Origin of the sequence: Collimonas fungivorans, from assembly GCF_001584145.1 — a bacterium.
GTDB lineage: Bacteria > Pseudomonadota > Gammaproteobacteria > Burkholderiales > Burkholderiaceae_D > Collimonas > Collimonas fungivorans.
In genome coordinates, this window is the sequence record NZ_CP013232.1 from 753,927 (window position 1) to 770,960 (window position 17,034).

Annotated in this window: 16 protein-coding genes; 9 read left to right on the plus strand and 7 right to left on the minus strand. The window is 59.1% G+C overall.

All coding sequences use genetic code 11. The features are described 5' to 3' along the window. The first annotated feature begins 117 nt into the window (after positions 1–117). The 8 genes from CFter6_RS03180 to CFter6_RS03215 all read left to right on the plus strand — a co-directional run bounded on the left by CFter6_RS03180 (position 118) and on the right by CFter6_RS03215 (position 9,029). Positions 118–1,197 carry a pilus assembly protein PilM gene (locus CFter6_RS03180; RefSeq protein ID WP_236904504.1) on the plus strand — a complete coding sequence of 360 codons (1,080 nt, stop codon included), beginning with the start codon at positions 118–120 and terminating at the stop codon, positions 1,195–1,197. Further along, positions 1,197–1,913 (plus strand): PilN domain-containing protein, encoded by a 717-nt coding sequence (locus tag CFter6_RS03185; RefSeq protein WP_061538693.1) that lies wholly within the window; start codon positions 1,197–1,199, stop codon positions 1,911–1,913. The genes CFter6_RS03180 and CFter6_RS03185 overlap by 1 nt, the downstream gene beginning before the upstream one ends. Then, complete coding sequence (locus tag CFter6_RS03190; RefSeq protein WP_061538694.1) at positions 1,913–2,569, plus strand: type IV pilus inner membrane component PilO; 657 nt, start codon at positions 1,913–1,915, stop codon at positions 2,567–2,569. Before CFter6_RS03185 ends, CFter6_RS03190 begins: the two co-directional genes overlap by 1 nt. Beyond that, complete coding sequence (locus CFter6_RS03195; protein WP_061538695.1) at positions 2,566–3,114, plus strand: pilus assembly protein PilP; 549 nt, start codon at positions 2,566–2,568, stop codon at positions 3,112–3,114. Before CFter6_RS03190 ends, CFter6_RS03195 begins: the two co-directional genes overlap by 4 nt. Further along, entirely contained in the window at positions 3,111–5,288 is a 2,178-nt protein-coding gene (gene pilQ / locus CFter6_RS03200; RefSeq protein ID WP_417924784.1) for a type IV pilus secretin PilQ, read from the plus strand. Before CFter6_RS03195 ends, pilQ begins: the two co-directional genes overlap by 4 nt. Positions 5,289–5,352: 64 nt before the next feature. Further along, positions 5,353–7,092 carry a bifunctional shikimate kinase/3-dehydroquinate synthase AroKB gene (aroKB, locus tag CFter6_RS03205; RefSeq protein ID WP_061538696.1) on the plus strand — a complete coding sequence of 580 codons (1,740 nt, stop codon included), beginning with the start codon at positions 5,353–5,355 and terminating at the stop codon, positions 7,090–7,092. Beyond that, on the plus strand, positions 7,089–8,240 hold the full coding sequence (locus CFter6_RS03210) for a deoxyguanosinetriphosphate triphosphohydrolase (RefSeq protein WP_061538697.1): 1,152 nt from the start codon (positions 7,089–7,091) through the stop codon (positions 8,238–8,240). Before aroKB ends, CFter6_RS03210 begins: the two co-directional genes overlap by 4 nt. A gap of 99 nt (positions 8,241–8,339) precedes the next feature. Beyond that, on the plus strand, positions 8,340–9,029 hold the full coding sequence (locus tag CFter6_RS03215; protein ID WP_061538698.1) for a DUF4197 domain-containing protein: 690 nt from the start codon (positions 8,340–8,342) through the stop codon (positions 9,027–9,029). 121 nt (positions 9,030–9,150) lie between these two features. On the opposite strand, the gene hpf is transcribed toward CFter6_RS03215, so the two are convergent. From hpf to CFter6_RS03250, 7 genes are all read right to left on the minus strand, one after another. After that, positions 9,151–9,501, minus strand: a complete 351-nt coding sequence (hpf, locus tag CFter6_RS03220) for a ribosome hibernation-promoting factor, HPF/YfiA family (RefSeq protein WP_061532045.1) — start codon at positions 9,499–9,501, stop codon at positions 9,151–9,153. Between the two features lie 155 nt (positions 9,502–9,656). After that, positions 9,657–11,138: an RNA polymerase factor sigma-54 gene (locus CFter6_RS03225; RefSeq protein ID WP_061538699.1), complete on the minus strand. Its 1,482-nt coding sequence runs from the start codon at positions 11,136–11,138 to the stop codon at positions 9,657–9,659. Positions 11,139–11,255: 117 nt separating this feature from the next. Further along, positions 11,256–12,029 carry an LPS export ABC transporter ATP-binding protein gene (lptB, locus tag CFter6_RS03230; protein ID WP_061538700.1) on the minus strand — a complete coding sequence of 258 codons (774 nt, stop codon included), beginning with the start codon at positions 12,027–12,029 and terminating at the stop codon, positions 11,256–11,258. Then, a complete protein-coding gene (gene lptA, locus CFter6_RS03235) occupies positions 12,026–12,568 on the minus strand; it encodes a lipopolysaccharide transport periplasmic protein LptA (RefSeq protein ID WP_061538701.1) in 543 nt (180 codons plus the stop codon). The genes lptB and lptA overlap by 4 nt, the downstream gene beginning before the upstream one ends. Positions 12,569–12,619: 51 nt before the next feature. Continuing rightward, on the minus strand, positions 12,620–13,213 hold the full coding sequence (gene lptC, locus CFter6_RS03240; protein ID WP_061538702.1) for an LPS export ABC transporter periplasmic protein LptC: 594 nt from the start codon (positions 13,211–13,213) through the stop codon (positions 12,620–12,622). Next, positions 13,210–13,797 carry a KdsC family phosphatase gene (locus CFter6_RS03245; RefSeq protein WP_061538703.1) on the minus strand — a complete coding sequence of 196 codons (588 nt, stop codon included), beginning with the start codon at positions 13,795–13,797 and terminating at the stop codon, positions 13,210–13,212. Before CFter6_RS03245 ends, lptC begins: the two co-directional genes overlap by 4 nt. Further along, positions 13,797–14,828, minus strand: a complete 1,032-nt coding sequence (locus CFter6_RS03250; RefSeq protein WP_061542193.1) for a KpsF/GutQ family sugar-phosphate isomerase — start codon at positions 14,826–14,828, stop codon at positions 13,797–13,799. Before CFter6_RS03250 ends, CFter6_RS03245 begins: the two co-directional genes overlap by 1 nt. Positions 14,829–14,992: 164 nt before the next feature. Between CFter6_RS03250 and CFter6_RS03255 the strand changes: the two genes are divergently transcribed. Further along, on the plus strand, positions 14,993–17,017 hold the full coding sequence (locus tag CFter6_RS03255) for a monovalent cation:proton antiporter family protein (protein ID WP_061538704.1): 2,025 nt from the start codon (positions 14,993–14,995) through the stop codon (positions 17,015–17,017). The last annotated feature ends 17 nt before the right edge of the window (positions 17,018–17,034 follow it).

The following is a 17,034-nucleotide window of genomic DNA, read 5'->3' on the forward strand; positions in this document are numbered from 1 at the left end:
ACATTGCTGTAAGCCCTGTTTTACAGGTTTTTCCTAACTTCGAGACGGTATACCGCTAATGCGACCGCCTTGCAGGCAGAATGTTCCCCAAATAATACATACTCGGGAGAAATGCTCTTGGCATTAGATCTTGGATCGCTGATCGGTAAAAAGAACCCGCCTCTGGTGGGGATTGATATTAGTACGTCTGGCGTCAGGCTGGTTGAGCTGTCGGAGACGGGCAAGGATCAATTGCGCCTGGAGCGCTATGCCTCGGAACCGTTGCCGCGCGGCGCGGTGGTGGATGGCAATATTGAAAACATCGAGCAAGTCACGGAAGTGGTGCGGCGGCTGTGGAAAAAAAGCGGCTCCGGCACCAGGCTGGTGGCGCTCGGCATGCCGCCAGCGTCGGTGATTACCAAAAAGATCATCCTGGCCAGCGGCATGCTGGAAGAAGAACTTGAGATGCAGGTCGAGTCCGAAGCCAGCCAATATATTCCATTTGCACTGGATGAAGTCAGCCTTGATTTTGACGTGATCGGCCCGGCCCAGCATTCTCCGGAAGACGTTGAAGTGCTGCTGGCTGCCACCCGCAAGGAAAAAGTTGAAGACCGGGTGGCGGTGGCGGAGGCTGCCGGCCTCAAGCCAACCGTGATGGATATCGAGTCCTACGCGGCGCGGGCGGCGATCAACCGCATCATCGGGCAGTTGCCGAAAGCCGGGCAGGGACAAATTGTCGGCCTGTTCCAGATCGGCACCCAGACTACGCATGTGTCGGCGTTGCTGGACGGCCAGCTGATTTACGAGCGCGAGCAGCCGTTTGGCGGCAACCAGCTGACCCAGGACATCGTGCGCGCCTACGGCCTCTCGTATGAAGAGGCGGAGACCAAAAAGCGCAACAATGACCTGCCGGAAGGCTATGAGCAGGAAATCCTGAATCCTTTCCTGGAGAGCGCTGCGCTGGAAGTCACGCGGGCGATACAGTTCTTCTTTACCTCGACGCCATACACCCGCCTCGACCAGCTGTTCCTGGCCGGCGGCTGCGCCACCATCCCGGGCCTGGTTGAGGTAGTGGCCGGGCGCGCCAAGATTTCCACTTCGGTGGTCAGTCCGTTCACCGGCATGCAGTTGGGGCCGAATGTGCGGGAAAAACAATTGCGCATGGATGCGCCGTCTTACCTGGTTGCCTGCGGCCTGGCCATGCGGAGGTTTGGCTGATGATCAAGATTAATCTACTGCCGCACCGCGAAGCCAAGCGCAAGCAGCGCAAGAACGCCTATTTCGCCCTGCTGCTGCTGTCGGCAATCATTGGCCTGATGGTGGTGCTGCTGGTCGGCGCATTCTTCGCAAACAGTATCTCGAACCAGACTGAGCGCAACCGCTTCATCACGGCGGAAAATACCCGCCTGGACGGCGAAATCAAGGAAGTCGCCACCCTCAAGCAGGAAATCGAAGCGTTGAAAGCGCGTCAGCAAGCCGTCGAGGATCTGCAAAGCGATCGCAACCAGCCGGTGTACCTGATGGATGAGCTGGTCAAGCAGGTGCCGGAAGGCGTCTACCTGAACTCCCTCAAGCAGGAAGGACAGCGGGTGGCGCTGAATGGCTATGCGCAGTCGAATGAACGGGTGTCCGAGTTGCTGCGCAACCTGGGCAACAATTCGGCCTGGCTGGAACGCCCTGACCTGATTGAAATCCGTTCCGCCAATATCGGCGGCACTGGCCGCGATAGCAAGCGCGTCTTCGCTTTCACCGTCAATGTCGGCATCAAACGGCCATCTGACAAGGACGCCAAAGATGCGGCAGGCGTTCCTGCGGCAGGCGTCCCTGCGGCAGGCGCGCCAAAAACGGCGGCAGCTGCGGGGACGGCAACCGCCGCCGCCACTGCAGCCCCGGCGGCAGCCGCGCCCAAAGCAACCTTGAAAGACGCCAAGTGATGGATATGAATAATCTGAGCGCCTCGCTGAGCGCGCAATTTCGCGGACTGAATGGCCGCCATCCCGGCCAATGGCCGATAGTTCCTCGCGTGCTGTCGGGCGTGGCAGTGTTCCTGCTGGTGTTGCTGGTAGGCTGGTTTTTGTACTGGAGCGATCAGCAGGATGAGCTGAATGCCGGCGAACAGAAGGAAGTGCAGCTGAAAGAACAGTACAAGTCAAAGATCCAGCAAGCCATCAACCTGGATGCATTGCAGAAGCAAAAACTGCAAGTAGCCGACTATGTCGCGACCCTGGAGAAACAATTGCCTAGCAAGGCGGAAATGGATGCCTTGCTGTCCGATATCAACCAGGCTGGCCTCGGGCGCGGCTTGCAATTTGAATTGTTCAAGCCAGGCCAGGTGGTAGTGAAGGATTACTACGCCGAGCTGCCCATCAATATCAAGGTGACCGGCAACTATCACGACGTCGGCTCATTTGCCAGCGACATCGCCAACTTGCCGCGCATCGTGACCTTGAACAATATGAATCTGACCACGGGCAAGGATGGCGTACTGAGCCTGGACGCGATCGCCAAGACCTTCCGCTACCTGGACAAGGACGAAGTGGCGGCGCAGCGCAAAGTCACTGATTCAGCTAAGCAGAAAGGTCAAAAATGACGTTTTTTCGCATTGGGCGTCTGACCCAGGTGACATTTTTTGTCGTATTCATCTCAACTTTGTCAGGTTGCGGCGACAGCGGCGTGCAGGAAGTGAAGGAGTGGATGGCTGACGTCAAGAGCCATACCAAGATAGGGATCCCGAAGCTGACCGAACCGAAGAAATTCATTCCCTTTACCTATGCCGGCGCGACCAGCATCGATCCATACAACCCCAGCAAGCTGCTGGTGGCGCTGGCCAAGCTGCAAGGCAAGTCAAACGGCTTGAAGCCGAACATGGATCGCCGCCGTGAAACGCTGGAAAACTATCCGCTGGATACCATCAAGATGGTGGGAACCTTGCAAAAAGTGGGTTTGAGCTATGTCTTGCTGCAAGTCGACAAGACCGTGTTCCAGGCCAAGGTGGGGAATTACATAGGACAGAATTTCGGCATGGTCACAGGCATCACGGAGTCCGAAGTAATTCTGAAAGAAATCGTACAAGATGCGTCCGGCGAATGGGTCGAGCGCGAAGCCAAGTTAGCGTTGCAGGAGAGCACAAAATGATTGCAGCAGGAAAAAAATTCGTTAACCTGAGCGTAACTAAGCTGAGCGTGGTGCGGCAGAAAGCCTTGATGCTGGGGGCGCTGCTGTGTTTGCTGGTGTCCGGAGCGCCGGCAATGGCGGCCGAAGACAATGCGATCACTTCGATCAACGCCAATCAGCAAGGCGCCAACGTCATCGTCAAGATCAGCTTCAAGCGTCCCCTGAGTACACAACCGACGGCGTTTGCCGTGATCAGCCCGGCGCGCATCGCTTTCGATTTTGTCGGCGTCGGCAATGCTACCGGCAAGACATCCCAGGATATCAGCCTGGGCGATGTGCGCAACGTGGTCGTGGCGCAGGCGGACGACCGCTCACGCCTGGTGTTCAACCTGAAACGCTCCTTGTCCTATGCCACTGCAATGGACGGCAACGCCTTGATCGTCACCATCGACGGCTCTGGCGGCCTGGCGACACCGGTCAATGCAGCTGGCTTGCCGGCGCGCCCTGCAGCCGCCTCGGCGGCGCAAGCAGCAGCGCCGGCGCCTGCCCCATTGTTGAATGGGAAACCAGCCCTGCGCGACATCGACTTCCGTCGCGGCACCGCGGGTGAAGGCCGGGTGGTGATTGACTTGCCGAATACCCAGGTTGGTGTAGACGTCCGTCAGCAAGGCCAGACGATCGTGGTGGACTTCCTGAAAACCAGCTTGCCGGATGTCTTGCGCCGCAAGCTCGATGTCGGTGATTTCGGCACACCGGTGAAAATGATCACCACCGTGACCCAGGGTGAGAATGTACGCATGATCATCGAGCCTAAGGGCCTGTGGGAGCAAAGCGCTTATCAAAGCGACAGCCAGCTGGTGATTGAAGTAAAGCCGATCAAGGAAGATCCGAACAAACTGGCGCAAGGCGCACAAGGGTATCGCGGCGACAAGCTTTCCCTGAATTTCCAGAACGTGGAAGTACGTTCAGTGCTGCAGGTGATTGCTGACTTTACCGGCCTGAACATCATTACCAGCGATACCGTCGGCGGCAACCTGACCCTGCGCCTCAAAGACGTTCCTTGGGACCAGGCTCTGGATATCGTGATGCAGGCCAAGGGCCTGGACATGCGCAAGAACGGTTCCGTCATCTGGATCGCACCTAAAGACGAGTTGCTGACCAAAGAAAAGCTGGAACTTGAACAGCGTTCGCAAATTGCCGAACTGGAGCCGTTGCGCACCGAGTCCTTCCAGCTGAACTATCAGAAAGCTGAAGCGTTCAAGAAAGTTTTCGGGATTGACGACTCGGGTGGCGGCGGCAGCGGCAAGAAGAACACAATCTTGTCAAATCGCGGCAGCGCCGTGATCGATCCGCGCACCAACCAGTTGTTCGTTACCGACACGCCGACCATCTTGCAAAATATCCGCAACCTGGTGCAGAAAATCGATATCGCTTCCAGGCAAGTCCTGATCGAAGCGCGCATGGTCGAAGCGAATGACGGCTTCAGCCGTAATCTTGGCGCCAAGCTCGGGTTTGGCTTCAATAGCAACAATGTCAGCGCCGGCGGCACGCAGCTCACTCCGACTACCGCGACAAACGGAGCAATTCCAGGCACCGGCGGAAATTCGGTGAATCTGCCGGCTAATCCTAGTACTGGTACGGCAGGTTCGGTGGCTTTGACCCTGTTCAATTCCGCTGCGTCGAAATTCATCAGCCTCGAGTTGTCGGCGTTGGAAGCGGACGGCCAAGGCAAGATCATCTCCAGCCCGCGCGTGGTTACAGCCGACCAGCAAAAAGCCCTGATTGAACAAGGTACTGAAATTCCATACCAGAATGCAACCAGCAGCGGCGCTACATCGGTAGAGTTCAAGAAAGCCAATCTGAAGCTGGAAGTGACTCCGCAAATTACCCCGGACGGCAATGTCATTTTGACAGTGGATGTGACCAATGACAGCGTGGGCGCGACGGTTCCAGGCGGTGTTGCAATCAATACCAAGCATGTTCAGACCCAGGTCCAGGTTGAAAACGGCGGGACGGTGGTGATCGGCGGTATTTATACTCAGACAATTTCAAATGATGTTAGTAAAGTACCATTGCTTGGAGATATTCCGGTTCTGGGTTATCTTTTCAAACAAACGGCAGTTGTTAACAAACGAACTGAATTATTGATTTTCCTGACACCGAAGATCGTCATCGACCGGCTCGCTGGGCACTAATTGCACAGAAGACACCGGTTTTGACACCGGTGTCTGCATTTTGAGCAAAAGGTTGAGTGGTGAAATGGTGCGGTACACAGGCAATATCTTTCTGGTAGGCCTGATGGGCGCGGGCAAGACTACGGTTGGCCGCGCTCTGGCAAAAAAACTCAACAAGCTATTCATTGATTCGGATCACGAAATCGAGGCGCGTACCGGCGTCTCGATTCCGTTGATTTTTGAAATAGAAGGCGAAGAGAGCTTTCGTCAGCGCGAGACGGAAGTAATACGCGACCTCAGCGGCAGGCGCGGCATCGTGCTGGCCACCGGCGGCGGCGCCGTCATGCGGCCGGAAAACCGCGAATATCTGAAAAGCCGCGGCACCGTCATTTACCTGCGTGCCAGCATCCACAATATCCTGCAGCGCACCAGCCGCGACAAGAACCGGCCGTTATTGCAAACTGCCGATCCGCGCCGGCGCCTGGAAGAACTGTCGCGGCAGCGTGAGCCGTATTATCGCGACGTGGCCGACATTGTCATCGACACCGGCCGACCTAACGTACAATTCCTGGTACACAGCATTTTGAGCCAGCTGGACCTGCTGCCCGACGAACCCGGGCAGGGATCGGGTACAGTTAACAACCAGGCCGGCGCTATCGTTCCTAATTCACCGAATTCGTCCATGGATCAACAGTTAACCCAGCAGTCCACTCCGCCGGCCCCGGCGCCGACCATCACGCTCCAGGTAGAACTGGGCGAGCGTAGCTACCCGATCGAGATCGGGCCGTCGCTGCTGAACGACCGCGAGCGGATCGCACGCCTGATCACTGGCAAGCAGGTCGCCGTGGTAACCAACACCACCGTCGCGCCGCTTTATCTGCAGGGGTTTAGCCAGGCATTGAAAGACGCCGGCAAGAGTGTGCTGGAAATCGTGTTGCCGGACGGCGAAGAAGAAAAGAACTGGGCCAGCCTGATGCAGATTTTCGACCGCCTGCTGGGCGCAAAGTGCGACCGCAAGACGACGCTGATCGCCCTCGGCGGCGGCGTGATCGGCGACCTCACCGGTTTCGCGGCTTCGGCCTACATGCGCGGTGTGCCGTTCGTGCAGATTCCGACTACCTTGCTGGCGCAGGTCGATTCCTCGGTGGGCGGCAAAACCGGCATCAACCACCCGCTCGGCAAAAACATGATCGGCGCCTTCTACCAGCCGCAAGCCGTGATCGCCGACACCATGACCTTGCACAGCTTGCCGGAGCGCGAGCTGTCGGCCGGGCTGGCGGAAGTGATCAAATACGGCGCCGTGATCGACGCCGAATTCTTCACATGGATAGAGGCCAATATCGGCAAGCTGATGGCGCGCGACAATGCCGCCCTGGCTTACGCCATCCGCCGCTCCTGCGAACTGAAAGCCGACGTGGTCCGGCAAGACGAGCGCGAAGGCGGCTTGCGCGCGATCCTGAATTTCGGCCATACCTTCGGCCACGCGATCGAATCCGGCCTGGGCTACGGCAAATGGCTGCACGGTGAAGCAGTCGGCTGCGGCATGGTGATGGCAGCGGACCTGTCGCACCGGCTGGGACATATCAGCGCGGTCGACAAGGAACGCGTCAGCGCGCTGGTGCGCGCCGCCGGCTTGCCGACCGAGGCGCCCAACCTTGGCGCCCAGCGCTGGCTGGAGCTGATGCAGATCGACAAGAAAAATGAAGATGGCCAGATCAAGTTCATCCTGATGAAACCATTGGGCGGCCACCTGATCACCGGCGCGCCGCAAGACGCACTGCTGGCGACGCTGCAGCAACTGGCCTCGGGAGACTTGCCACAATGAATCCGGAAGCGTCCCTTGCTCTCTATGCCGCACATTCTGCGCTGTCGCGAGGACGCCTGTTCGAGGAAACGCCACCCAGCGCCCGCAGCGAGTTCCAGCGCGACCGCGACCGCATCATTCATTGCACTGCATTCCGCCGCCTGGAATACAAGACCCAGGTATTCGTCAACCATGAGGGCGACCTGTTCCGCACGCGCCTGACGCACAGCATCGAAGTGGCGCAGATAGCCCGCTCGATTGCGCGCAACCTGCAGTTGAACGAAGACTTGGTGGAAGCGATTTCACTGGCCCACGACCTCGGACATACGCCATTCGGCCATGCCGGCCAGGATGCCTTGAATGACTGCATGGAGGGCCATGGCGGCTTCGAACACAATCTGCAGAGCCTGCGTGTGGTCGACCAGCTGGAACAGCGCTACGGTGCGTTTGACGGCCTGAACCTGATGTTCGAGACCCGCGAGGGCATCCTGAAGCACTGTTCGCTGGCCAATGCCAAGAAACTGGGCGATATCGGCGAGCGCTTCATACAGCGCAAGCAGCCGAGCCTGGAGGCGCAAGTCGCCAACCTGGCCGACGAGATCGCCTATAACAACCACGATGTCGACGACGGCCTGCGTTCAGGCTTGCTGACACTGGAGCAGATGAACCAGATTGATTTCTACGCAAGACATAGCCGCGAGGTCGAACGGCTGTTTCCGGGCCTGGGCGGGCGCCGTGCGATCAACGAGACGGTGCGGCGCATGATCAATGCCCTGATCACCGACCTGATCCAGACCTCGCAGCAACGAATCCTGGATGCCCGCCTGCAGAGCGTCGACGACGTGCGCAATGCGCCGCCCCTGATTGCATTTTCCGACGGCATGGCGCAACAGGCTGCCTTGCTGAAACGCTTCCTGCGCGAAAACCTGTATCGCCATTACCTGGTCAACCGCATGACGGCCAAGGCGCGCCGCATCGTCGCCGAACTGTATGCCTGTTTCAGCGCCGAACCGAACCTGCTGCCGCCCGACTACCAGCTCGACCAAGCTGGCGCCGCCGGTGCAAATTCGCAGGCGCGCGCGATTGCCGATTACATCGCCGGCATGACCGACCGTTATGCGATACGCGAGCACAGGCGCCTGTTCCTGGTGGACGAAGGCCATCTTTAATTGATATTCGGGCAGCAGGGCCATTTTCAGCTTCTTGATCTAATCGCAACAAATTGGGTTAGACTTTGTCGTTATCCATATAACCTCATGAGGATCACCATGCGACGCATATACCAAACGGCAGTGACTTTGACCCTGGCGGCGGCGGCTTCCGCTGCGCTGGCTTTATCGCTAAGCGACCTGAGCAACCAGGACGCCAGCAGCGGCCTGAAAGCCGCATTGCAAAAGGGCGCGGATGTTGCAGTGTCGAAGCTGGGCGTCGAGAACGGTTTCCTGAACAACGACAAGGTCAAGATCGGCTTGCCCAGCGTGCTCGATAAAGCCATGCCGCTGTTGCGGATGACCGGCCAGGGACAGAAGCTGGACGACCTGGTGGTGTCGATGAACCATGCCGCGGAACAGGCGGTGCCGCTGGCCAAGCCCTTGCTGTTGAATGCGGTCAAATCGATGTCGGTCACCGACGCAAAAAATATCCTGACCGGCGGCGATACCTCGGTGACCGATTTCTTCAAGCAAAAGACTTCGGCGCAGCTGGGCCAGAAATTCCTGCCTATCGTCAAAGGCGTGACCGATCGCAACGGCCTGTCGGCGCAATACAATTCGGTCATGGGACAAGTCGGCAAGACCGGCATGGTGCCGGCCCAGCAGAGTACCGTCGAAGGTTATGTCACGCAGCGCGCGCTGGACGGCCTGTACACCATCATCGGCGATGAAGAGAAAGCCATACGCCAGGACCCGGTCGGCGCCGGCAGCGCGATTATCGGCAAGGTGTTCGGCGCATTGAAGTAAAAGCGCCTGGCAGCGATAAACAATAATATGGTTTGAAACTAAGTTTGACAATAACAAAGGGCGCATTGACTGCGCCCTTGTTCATTTATTGGCGCGAGCCACACAGCTCGCGCAGGCCGGATCAGGTCGCGGCGGGGAGTTCTTCCGGCAGGTGCTTGATGGCATCGTGCTGGTGGTCTTGCATCTTGTCCTTGTACTTGATCACCTGGCGATCGAGCTTGTCGATCAGGGCGTCGATGGCGGCATAAAGATCATGGGCAATGCTTTCGGCATGCAGATCTTTTCCTTTTACGCGCAGATTGATTTCCGCTTTTTGGCGTTTTTCTTTTTCAGTAATCTTGTCGACCGTCAGGATCACGCTGATATCGATGACCTGGTCGAAATGGCGTTTGATACGCTCTAGTTTGCTTTGTACGTATTCGCGAATGGCAGGGGTTAACTCGAGGTGATGCCCACTGATGGTGAAGTTCATACAGCGCTCCTATCAAGAATATTGCTGGCGGTCCGGAGCAGGATACGCAGGATCTTTAAGCGGACGGTTCACTACAAACTGTCCTGGCAAGAACCAATGAAACCCGCTTGGTCAGCACACAGCAAGGGTAAGCTTTACAATCAAACCAGAAAAAACTACAAGGCTTTGCGTAAATTAACTGACGGAATTTTCAGTGCTTCGCGATATTTTGCGACGGTGCGGCGGGCAACCACCATACCTTGTTCCGCAAGCATGTCGGCAATCTTGCTGTCAGAGAAAGGATTTTTTGTATCTTCCGCTCCTATCAATTGCTTAATGAGTGCCCTGATTGCCGTTGAGGAAGCCTCTCCACCTGCCTCAGTAGCAACATGGCTGCCGAAGAAATACTTCAGTTCAAACATCCCGTGGGGAGTGAGCATGTATTTCTGAGTGGTTACACGAGAAATAGTACTCTCGTGTAGTCCCAGTGTATCAGCTATTTCACGCAACACAAGCGGCCGCATGGCGACCGCCCCGTGCGAAAAGAAATTCCTCTGGCGCTCGACGATTGCCTGCGCCACGCGCAGGATGGTGTCGAAACGCTGCCGCATATTCTTGATCAGCCACTTGGCTTCCTGCAACTGCGAAGTGAGGGCGCCGTCGCCCTTGCTTTGCTTGAGAATGTTGGCATACAGGACATTTACCCTGAGCCTTGGCATGACGTCATTGTTCAGCATCACCTGCCAGCCCTGCTTGCTGCGCCTGACGATCACGTCCGGCACCACATAGTCGGAGGTGTTGGCGGCGAACGCTGCGCCCGGATGCGGATTGCACTGCTTGATGACGGCCTGCGCCTCGCGCAGGTCCTCGTCGTCGCAGTCGAGCGCTTTCTTGATTTTGTTGAAATCGCGTTGCGCAAAAAGCATCAGGTGGTCTTGTACGATCGCCAACGCCAGGCGGCGCGTGACAAATGGCACTTTGATAAAACGCCTGATCTGCAAGCCCAGGCATTCCGCGGCATTGCGGGCGCCGACGCCGGCCGGGTCGAAACTCTGCACCATCTTCAGCGCCGTCGACAGTTCTTCGATGGCGATCTCCAGTTCCGGCGGCAGGCGCTCGAGGATCTCCTCCAGCGATTCTTCCAGGTAGCCGTTGTCGTCCAGCGCATCGATGGTCAGTTCGACCAGGGCGCGGTCGCGTATGTCGTTCAGCGTCTCGCGCATCTGCTGCAACAGGTGTTCGCGCAGGGTGCATTCGTGGGCTTCCAGCTGCGGCCGCGCATCTTCGTCATCCGGCGTCTTCGAACTGCGCGCGACGTCGTCGAAACTCCATTCGCTGTCACCGCTTTCCGCGCCGCTTTCGACGGCCGGCGGTGTGTCCAGGCCGGCTTCGCTTTCGCTCGGCGAGCTGCTCACTTCGCTGTCGCCCACCGGCGCGTCCATGGTTGACGTGGTGCCGCTGATGGCGCCGTCCGCCAGCAGGCGCACGGAGTTATCGAGCGGGTCGTCGACCCGTTCCAGCAGCGGATTGTCCGACAGGATCTGTTCCAGCTCCTGGTGCAGTTCGAGCGTAGACAATTGCAGCAGCCGGATGGACTGCTGCAACTGAGGCGTCAGCGCAAGATGCTGCGAGGTGCGTAGCTGGAGTGATTGTTTCATGGCTTCCGTGCAGACAATTCACTTGAATTTTCACTTGCATTTCTTTGTTCGGGGCAGGCTGCCGCAGCAGCGCGGCGAATTGCCTGTCCCCGACCGTTCAGTTGCGTTCCGCTGAAGCTACATGCGGAAATGCTCGCCCAGGTACACGCGCCGCACCGACTCATCGGCGATGATGTCGTCCGGACTGCCGCTGGCCAGCACGCTGCCTTGGTTGATGATATAGGCGCGGTCGCAGATGCCGAGTGTCTCGCGCACGTTGTGGTCGGTGATCAGCACGCCGATGCCGCGTTCCTTGAGGAAGCGGACGATGCGCTGGATTTCGATCACGGCGATCGGATCGATACCGGCAAACGGTTCGTCCAGCAGCACGAAGCGCGGATTGGTGGCTAGCGCGCGGGCGATTTCGACACGCCGGCGCTCGCCGCCGGACAGTGATAGCGCCTGGTTTTCACGCAGCTTCTCGATTTGCAGTTCATGCAGCAGTTTCTGCAGCTGCTCGTCGATTTCGGCCTTGGTGAGCGGCTTGCCGTTGGGCCGCTGCAGTTCCAGGACGGCGCGGATATTGTCTTCCACCGTCAGCTTGCGGAATACCGACGCCTCTTGCGGCAGGTACGACAGGCCAAGCACCGCGCGCCTGTGGATAGGCAAGCGCGAAATGTCGACGCCGTCGAGGTCGATCTCGCCGCCGTCCGACGGCACCAGGCCGACGATCATGTAGAACGATGTAGTCTTGCCGGCGCCATTGGGGCCAAGCAGTCCGACCACTTCGCCGCATCGGACTTCCAGCGAAACATCGTGCACCACCTGGCGCGCGCCGTAGCTTTTCTGCAGACCTTTGACGATCAGGGTGCTGGGAGCGCCGCTCACTGATGTGCTCACTGCGGCGCTCATTGCGGCGCCTTCGGGCGCGGCTGGATGACGGCGCGTATGCGTCCGGCGCCCGGCTGGCTGTTGCCGTTGACGGTATTGTTGACCGAATAGAATTCGGTGCGGCTGTCGTAGGAAATGAACTCGCCGTTGACTTCGTCGGTCGGCTTGTCGCCCTGCAGGCGGCGCATTTGCGCCTTGGAGAACAGCTTGGTGATTTCAGTCTTGCCGTCGTATTCGATGCGTTCCGCATGGCCGTCGATCCACAGGTCAGGACCGCCGTCGCGTTTTTGCTTGAACGTGGCGAGTTTTCCCGGATCCGCGTACAAGGTGGCGAACTGGTAGCCGGATGGGTCGGTGGTCACCACCACGCGGTCGGCTTTCATCAGCAGCGTGCCGCGTGTCAGGACCACGTTGCCGGTGGCGACATTGACCTGTTTGACGTCGTCATAGGTGAGCTGGTCGGAATCGATCAGCGTCGGTTTTTCGGAGTCTGCTTTTTCTGCATGCGCCAGGTTCACGGCGCTTAGCAACAGCAGGGATATGAAAAATAGTCGTTTCATGAAAAATCCTGGATAAAGGATAGAGCGGTATGCATAAAATAATTTGCAGGATCAGCGAGGTTTCGGCGGGAACACGCCATGCACCTTGCTGAACATTTTCAGCACCCGCGTGGAATTATTGAAATCCATGCCGGTGCCGTGCAATGTCGATTGTCCCAGTATCATTTCCACCGGCTTGTCGGATTGCATGACGTCATCGTCGGGCAATAGCAGCAGGTATTCGGATTTCAGGTGGAAATTGTCGGCCTGCGGCGTCTTAGGCCGGTCCGCATTGACGTTGCCGTACAAATGCACCTTGCTGTTGTTGTCTTCAATCTTGCCACGGTCGGCGCGCAGGTTCATCGGCGGCTTTTCCTTGTCCAGGCTATGGATCAGCGGCTTTTGCACGTCAAACGAATCGTCCCCCGGGTTGTGGGTCAGGAGGTCGCCGGCGATGTTGTAGCGCGGCTGGCCGGTGGGCGACATCTGCACGTAATTGAAATGCTCGACGAAATAATCCGGCGCGGTGCGCGTCACCTTCGGCAGCAGGTCTTCGGTATTCTTGTGCATCACTTGCATCAGCCAGAAACTGCCGAGCGCCAGCAGGATGAACAATATCAGCAGCAGCAGGAAGCGGAAGCGGTAAGTGGAGCGCAGGTTTTTCATGCGATGCCTGACGGTGTGGTGCGCAGGTACGACGCCAGCGTGGCGGCGTAGGTATTTTGCGCTTGCATGATCAGGTCGCAGATTTCACGCGCGGCGCCGTGGCCGCCGCCGGCCTGGGTGACGTAATGCACGCGGCTCCTGACATCGGCATGGCCGTTGGGCACGCTGACGGCGAAACCGACTTGCGACAGGATCGGCAAGTCGATCACGTCGTCGCCAATAAAACCGCAGGCATCCGGAGCCAGCTGCAGCTGCTCCAGCAATTTGACGAAAGCCGCATGCTTGTCGTGCACACCCTGCTGCACATGGGCGATGCCAAGGTCGCTGGCGCGCCGGCTGACAATCGCCGACTGCCGTGCGCTGATGATGGCGGTGGCGACGCCGCTTTGCTGCAGCTGCTTGATGCCATGGCCGTCGAGCGCATTGAAGCGCTTGAGCTGTTCGCCGTCGGCGCCATACAGCAGGCCGCCGTCGGTCAGGATGCCGTCGACGTCAAATATCATCAGGCGCACCCGCGCCGCGCGCGCCGTCAGGTCGGCGCGGTTGGCACTATCACCATCGCCCTGCTTGGCCAGGATCGTCATCAGATCACCTTGGCGCGCGTCAGGTCATGGATATGCAGCGCGCCGACCAGCGTGCCGGCGGCGTCGGTCACCAGCAGCTGGTTGATGCGGAACTGCTCCATCATGTGCACCGCGTCGACCGCCAGCTGGTCCGGGCCTATGCTGTGCGGATTGGCGTGCATGACGTCGGCGATCTTCAGCTTGGTGAAATCCTGCACCTGTTCGATCAGGCGCCGCAGGTCGCCGTCGGTAAATACGCCGATGGCATGGAATTTTTCATCCACCACCGCGGTCATGGCAATACCCTTGCGAGTGATTTCCAGCAGCGCGGTCGACAGCGACACGTCCGCGGTCACCGCCGGAATCGCTTCGCCGCCGCGCATGACGTCGCGCACATGGGTCAGCAGGCGCCGCCCGAGGGCGCCGCCGGGATGGGAGCGGGCGAAATCCTCTTCACGGAAACCGCGCGCGTCCAGCAGCGCCACGGCAAGAGCGTCGCCCATCGCCAGCGTGGCGGTGGTGCTGGCGGTTGGCGCCAGGTTCAGCGGGCAGGCTTCCTGGTCGACCTTGACGTCCAGGTGCACATTGGCCAGTTGCGCCAGCGCCGAGTCCTGGTTGCCGGTCATCGCAATCAGGCTGGCGCCCATGCGCTTGATGATCGGCACGATCGCCATCAGTTCGGCGGTTTCGCCCGAATTCGAAATGGCGATGAAAGCATCGTCCTCGGTCACCATGCCGAGGTCGCCGTGCGCCGCTTCAGCAGGATGGATGAACAGGGCAGGGGTGCCGGTAGAGGCCAGGGTAGCGGCGATCTTGCGCGCGATATGGCCGGACTTTCCTATCCCCGACACCACCACCCGGCCGCGGCAATTGAGCAGCAAGGCAATCGCCTGGGCAAAAGGATCGTCGAGGGCGTCGGAAATCCTGTTCTTTAGTGCGATGATGGCGTCGGCTTCGATTTGCAGGGTGCTGCGAGCAAGCTTCAGCGCACGGCCGGCATCGAATGACTGGGGCAGGGTTTGGGGCAAAATTTTGGTATCGGTTAGACTCATCCCGAAAGTATAAACGAAATCGCAAAGCAAAAAACTTGCCAGTCCCGATCGGCTTCAATTAATCTGTGTTCAGTCCTCACTATAGTGTTTCGCAAACAATGAAACACTGCGCGGTTGGCATTGCTGCAACATAATGTTGATATTGAAATAATTATTTACCAATCATGCTTACCGGACTAGAACTGACAATCTTGCTGCTCGGCTCCGCCGTACTAGGGGTGGTGGCTTTTCGCAGCTTCCACTTGCCGCCCATGCTGGGTTACCTGGTGGTGGGTATCCTGATCGGCCCGCATGCGCTGGGCTTTGCCGAAGACAACGCCACTACCCACGCGCTGGCCGAATTCGGCGTGGTGTTCCTGATGTTTTCGATCGGCCTCGAGTTTTCGCTGCCGAAACTGACGGCGATGCGGCATATCGTGTTCGGCCTGGGCATGGCGCAGGTTGGATTGACCATAGGCGCCACCATGCTGTTCAGCTGGCTGATGGCGCTGATCCTGCCGCAGCTCACCAATATCAGCTGGCAGGCTGCGTTCGCCCTGGGCGGTGCGCTCACCATGTCTTCCACCGCTATCGTGTCGAAACTGCTGACTGAGCGCATGGAACTGGAAAGCGAGCACGGCCGCCGCATCATCGGCATCCTGCTGTTCCAGGACCTGGCGCTGGTGCCTTTGCTGATCGTGGTGCCGGCGCTCGCCGAACATAACGGCAACCTGCTGGCGACGCTGGCCTGGGCCAGCGGCAAGGCGGTGCTGGTGCTGGCGCTGCTGCTGTTCTTCGGCCAGAAGCTGATGCGGCGCTGGTTCCAGATCGTGGTGCGGCGCCGCTCGCAGGAGCTGTTCATGCTGAACCTGCTGCTGGTCACGCTGGCCTCGGCCTGGATTACCGAGCGCGCCGGCCTGTCGCTGGCGCTGGGCGCGTTCATCGCCGGCATGCTGATCTCGGAAACCGAATACAAGCACCAGGTGGAAGAAGACATAAAATCGTTCCGGGACGTGTTGCTGGGCCTGTTCTTCATCACTATCGGCATGCTGCTCAACCTGCGCCTGGTGATCGAAAACTGGTGGCTGGTATTGCTGCTGCTGGCCGGCCCGGTGTTCCTCAAGTTCGTGCTGATTACGGCATTGGCAAAAATCTTCCGCGCTTCCACCGGCGTGGCGCTGCGCACCGGCCTGGCGCTGGCGCAGGCAGGGGAATTCGGTTTTGTGCTGCTGAACCAGGCCGGCGGCCTGCAACTGGTCGATCCTTTGCTGGTGCAGCTGATCCTGGCGTCGATGGTGCTGTCGATGCTGGCGGCGCCGTTCATCCTGGCCAAGTCCGATGCAATCGTGATGAAGCTGTCTTCCAGCGAATGGATGATGCAATCGCTGGCCTTGACCCAGATCGCCACCCGCACCATGGCCACCAAGAAGCACGTGATCATCGCCGGCTTCGGCCGCAGCGGCCAGAGCCTGGCCAAGCTGCTGGAAGAAGAAGGCATCGATTATCACGCGCTGGATCTCGATCCGGACCGGGTGCGCGACGCGCGCGCTGCCGGCGCCCATGTTTCGTACGGCGACGCCTCGCGCCGCGAAAGCCTGGTGGCGGCCGGCGTGCATCGCGCCGCCGCCCTGGTGATCACCTATGCCAGCACGCCCTCCGCCCTCAAAGTACTGCACCATGTGAGCGAGCTGGCGCCGGCCTTGCCGGTAATCGTGCGCAGCTACGACGATACCGATCTCGACCAGCTGCGCGCCGCCGGCGCCACCGAGGTGGTGCCGGAAGCACTGGAAGGCAGCCTGATGCTGGCCTCGCATGCGCTGGTCATGCTGGGAGTGCCGTTGCGCCGCGTGGTGCACCGGGTGCAGGCGACACGCGACGAGCGTTATGCTGCCTTGCGCGGGTTTTTCCATGGCATCGACGATGCGCAGGATGCTGCCGACCATCTGCAGGTGCGCCTGCACTCGGTAGCCCTGCCGGAAGGCGCGCGCGCCATCGGCCGTTCGCTGGCCTGGCTAGGCTTGCCGGAAATGGGCGCCGAGATCACCGCCCTGCGGCGCGGACGCAGCGGCATTCCGCTCACGCCAGAGGCAGTGTTGCAGGCAGGAGACATCGTTGTCCTGCGCGGCGCGGCGGACGCCATCTCTCGTGCGGAGGGGCGTTTGCTGCAAGCATGGACCAGCACCAGCCAGCACAGCGCCGAAGATCTTTGAAATAATACCCATTCTCA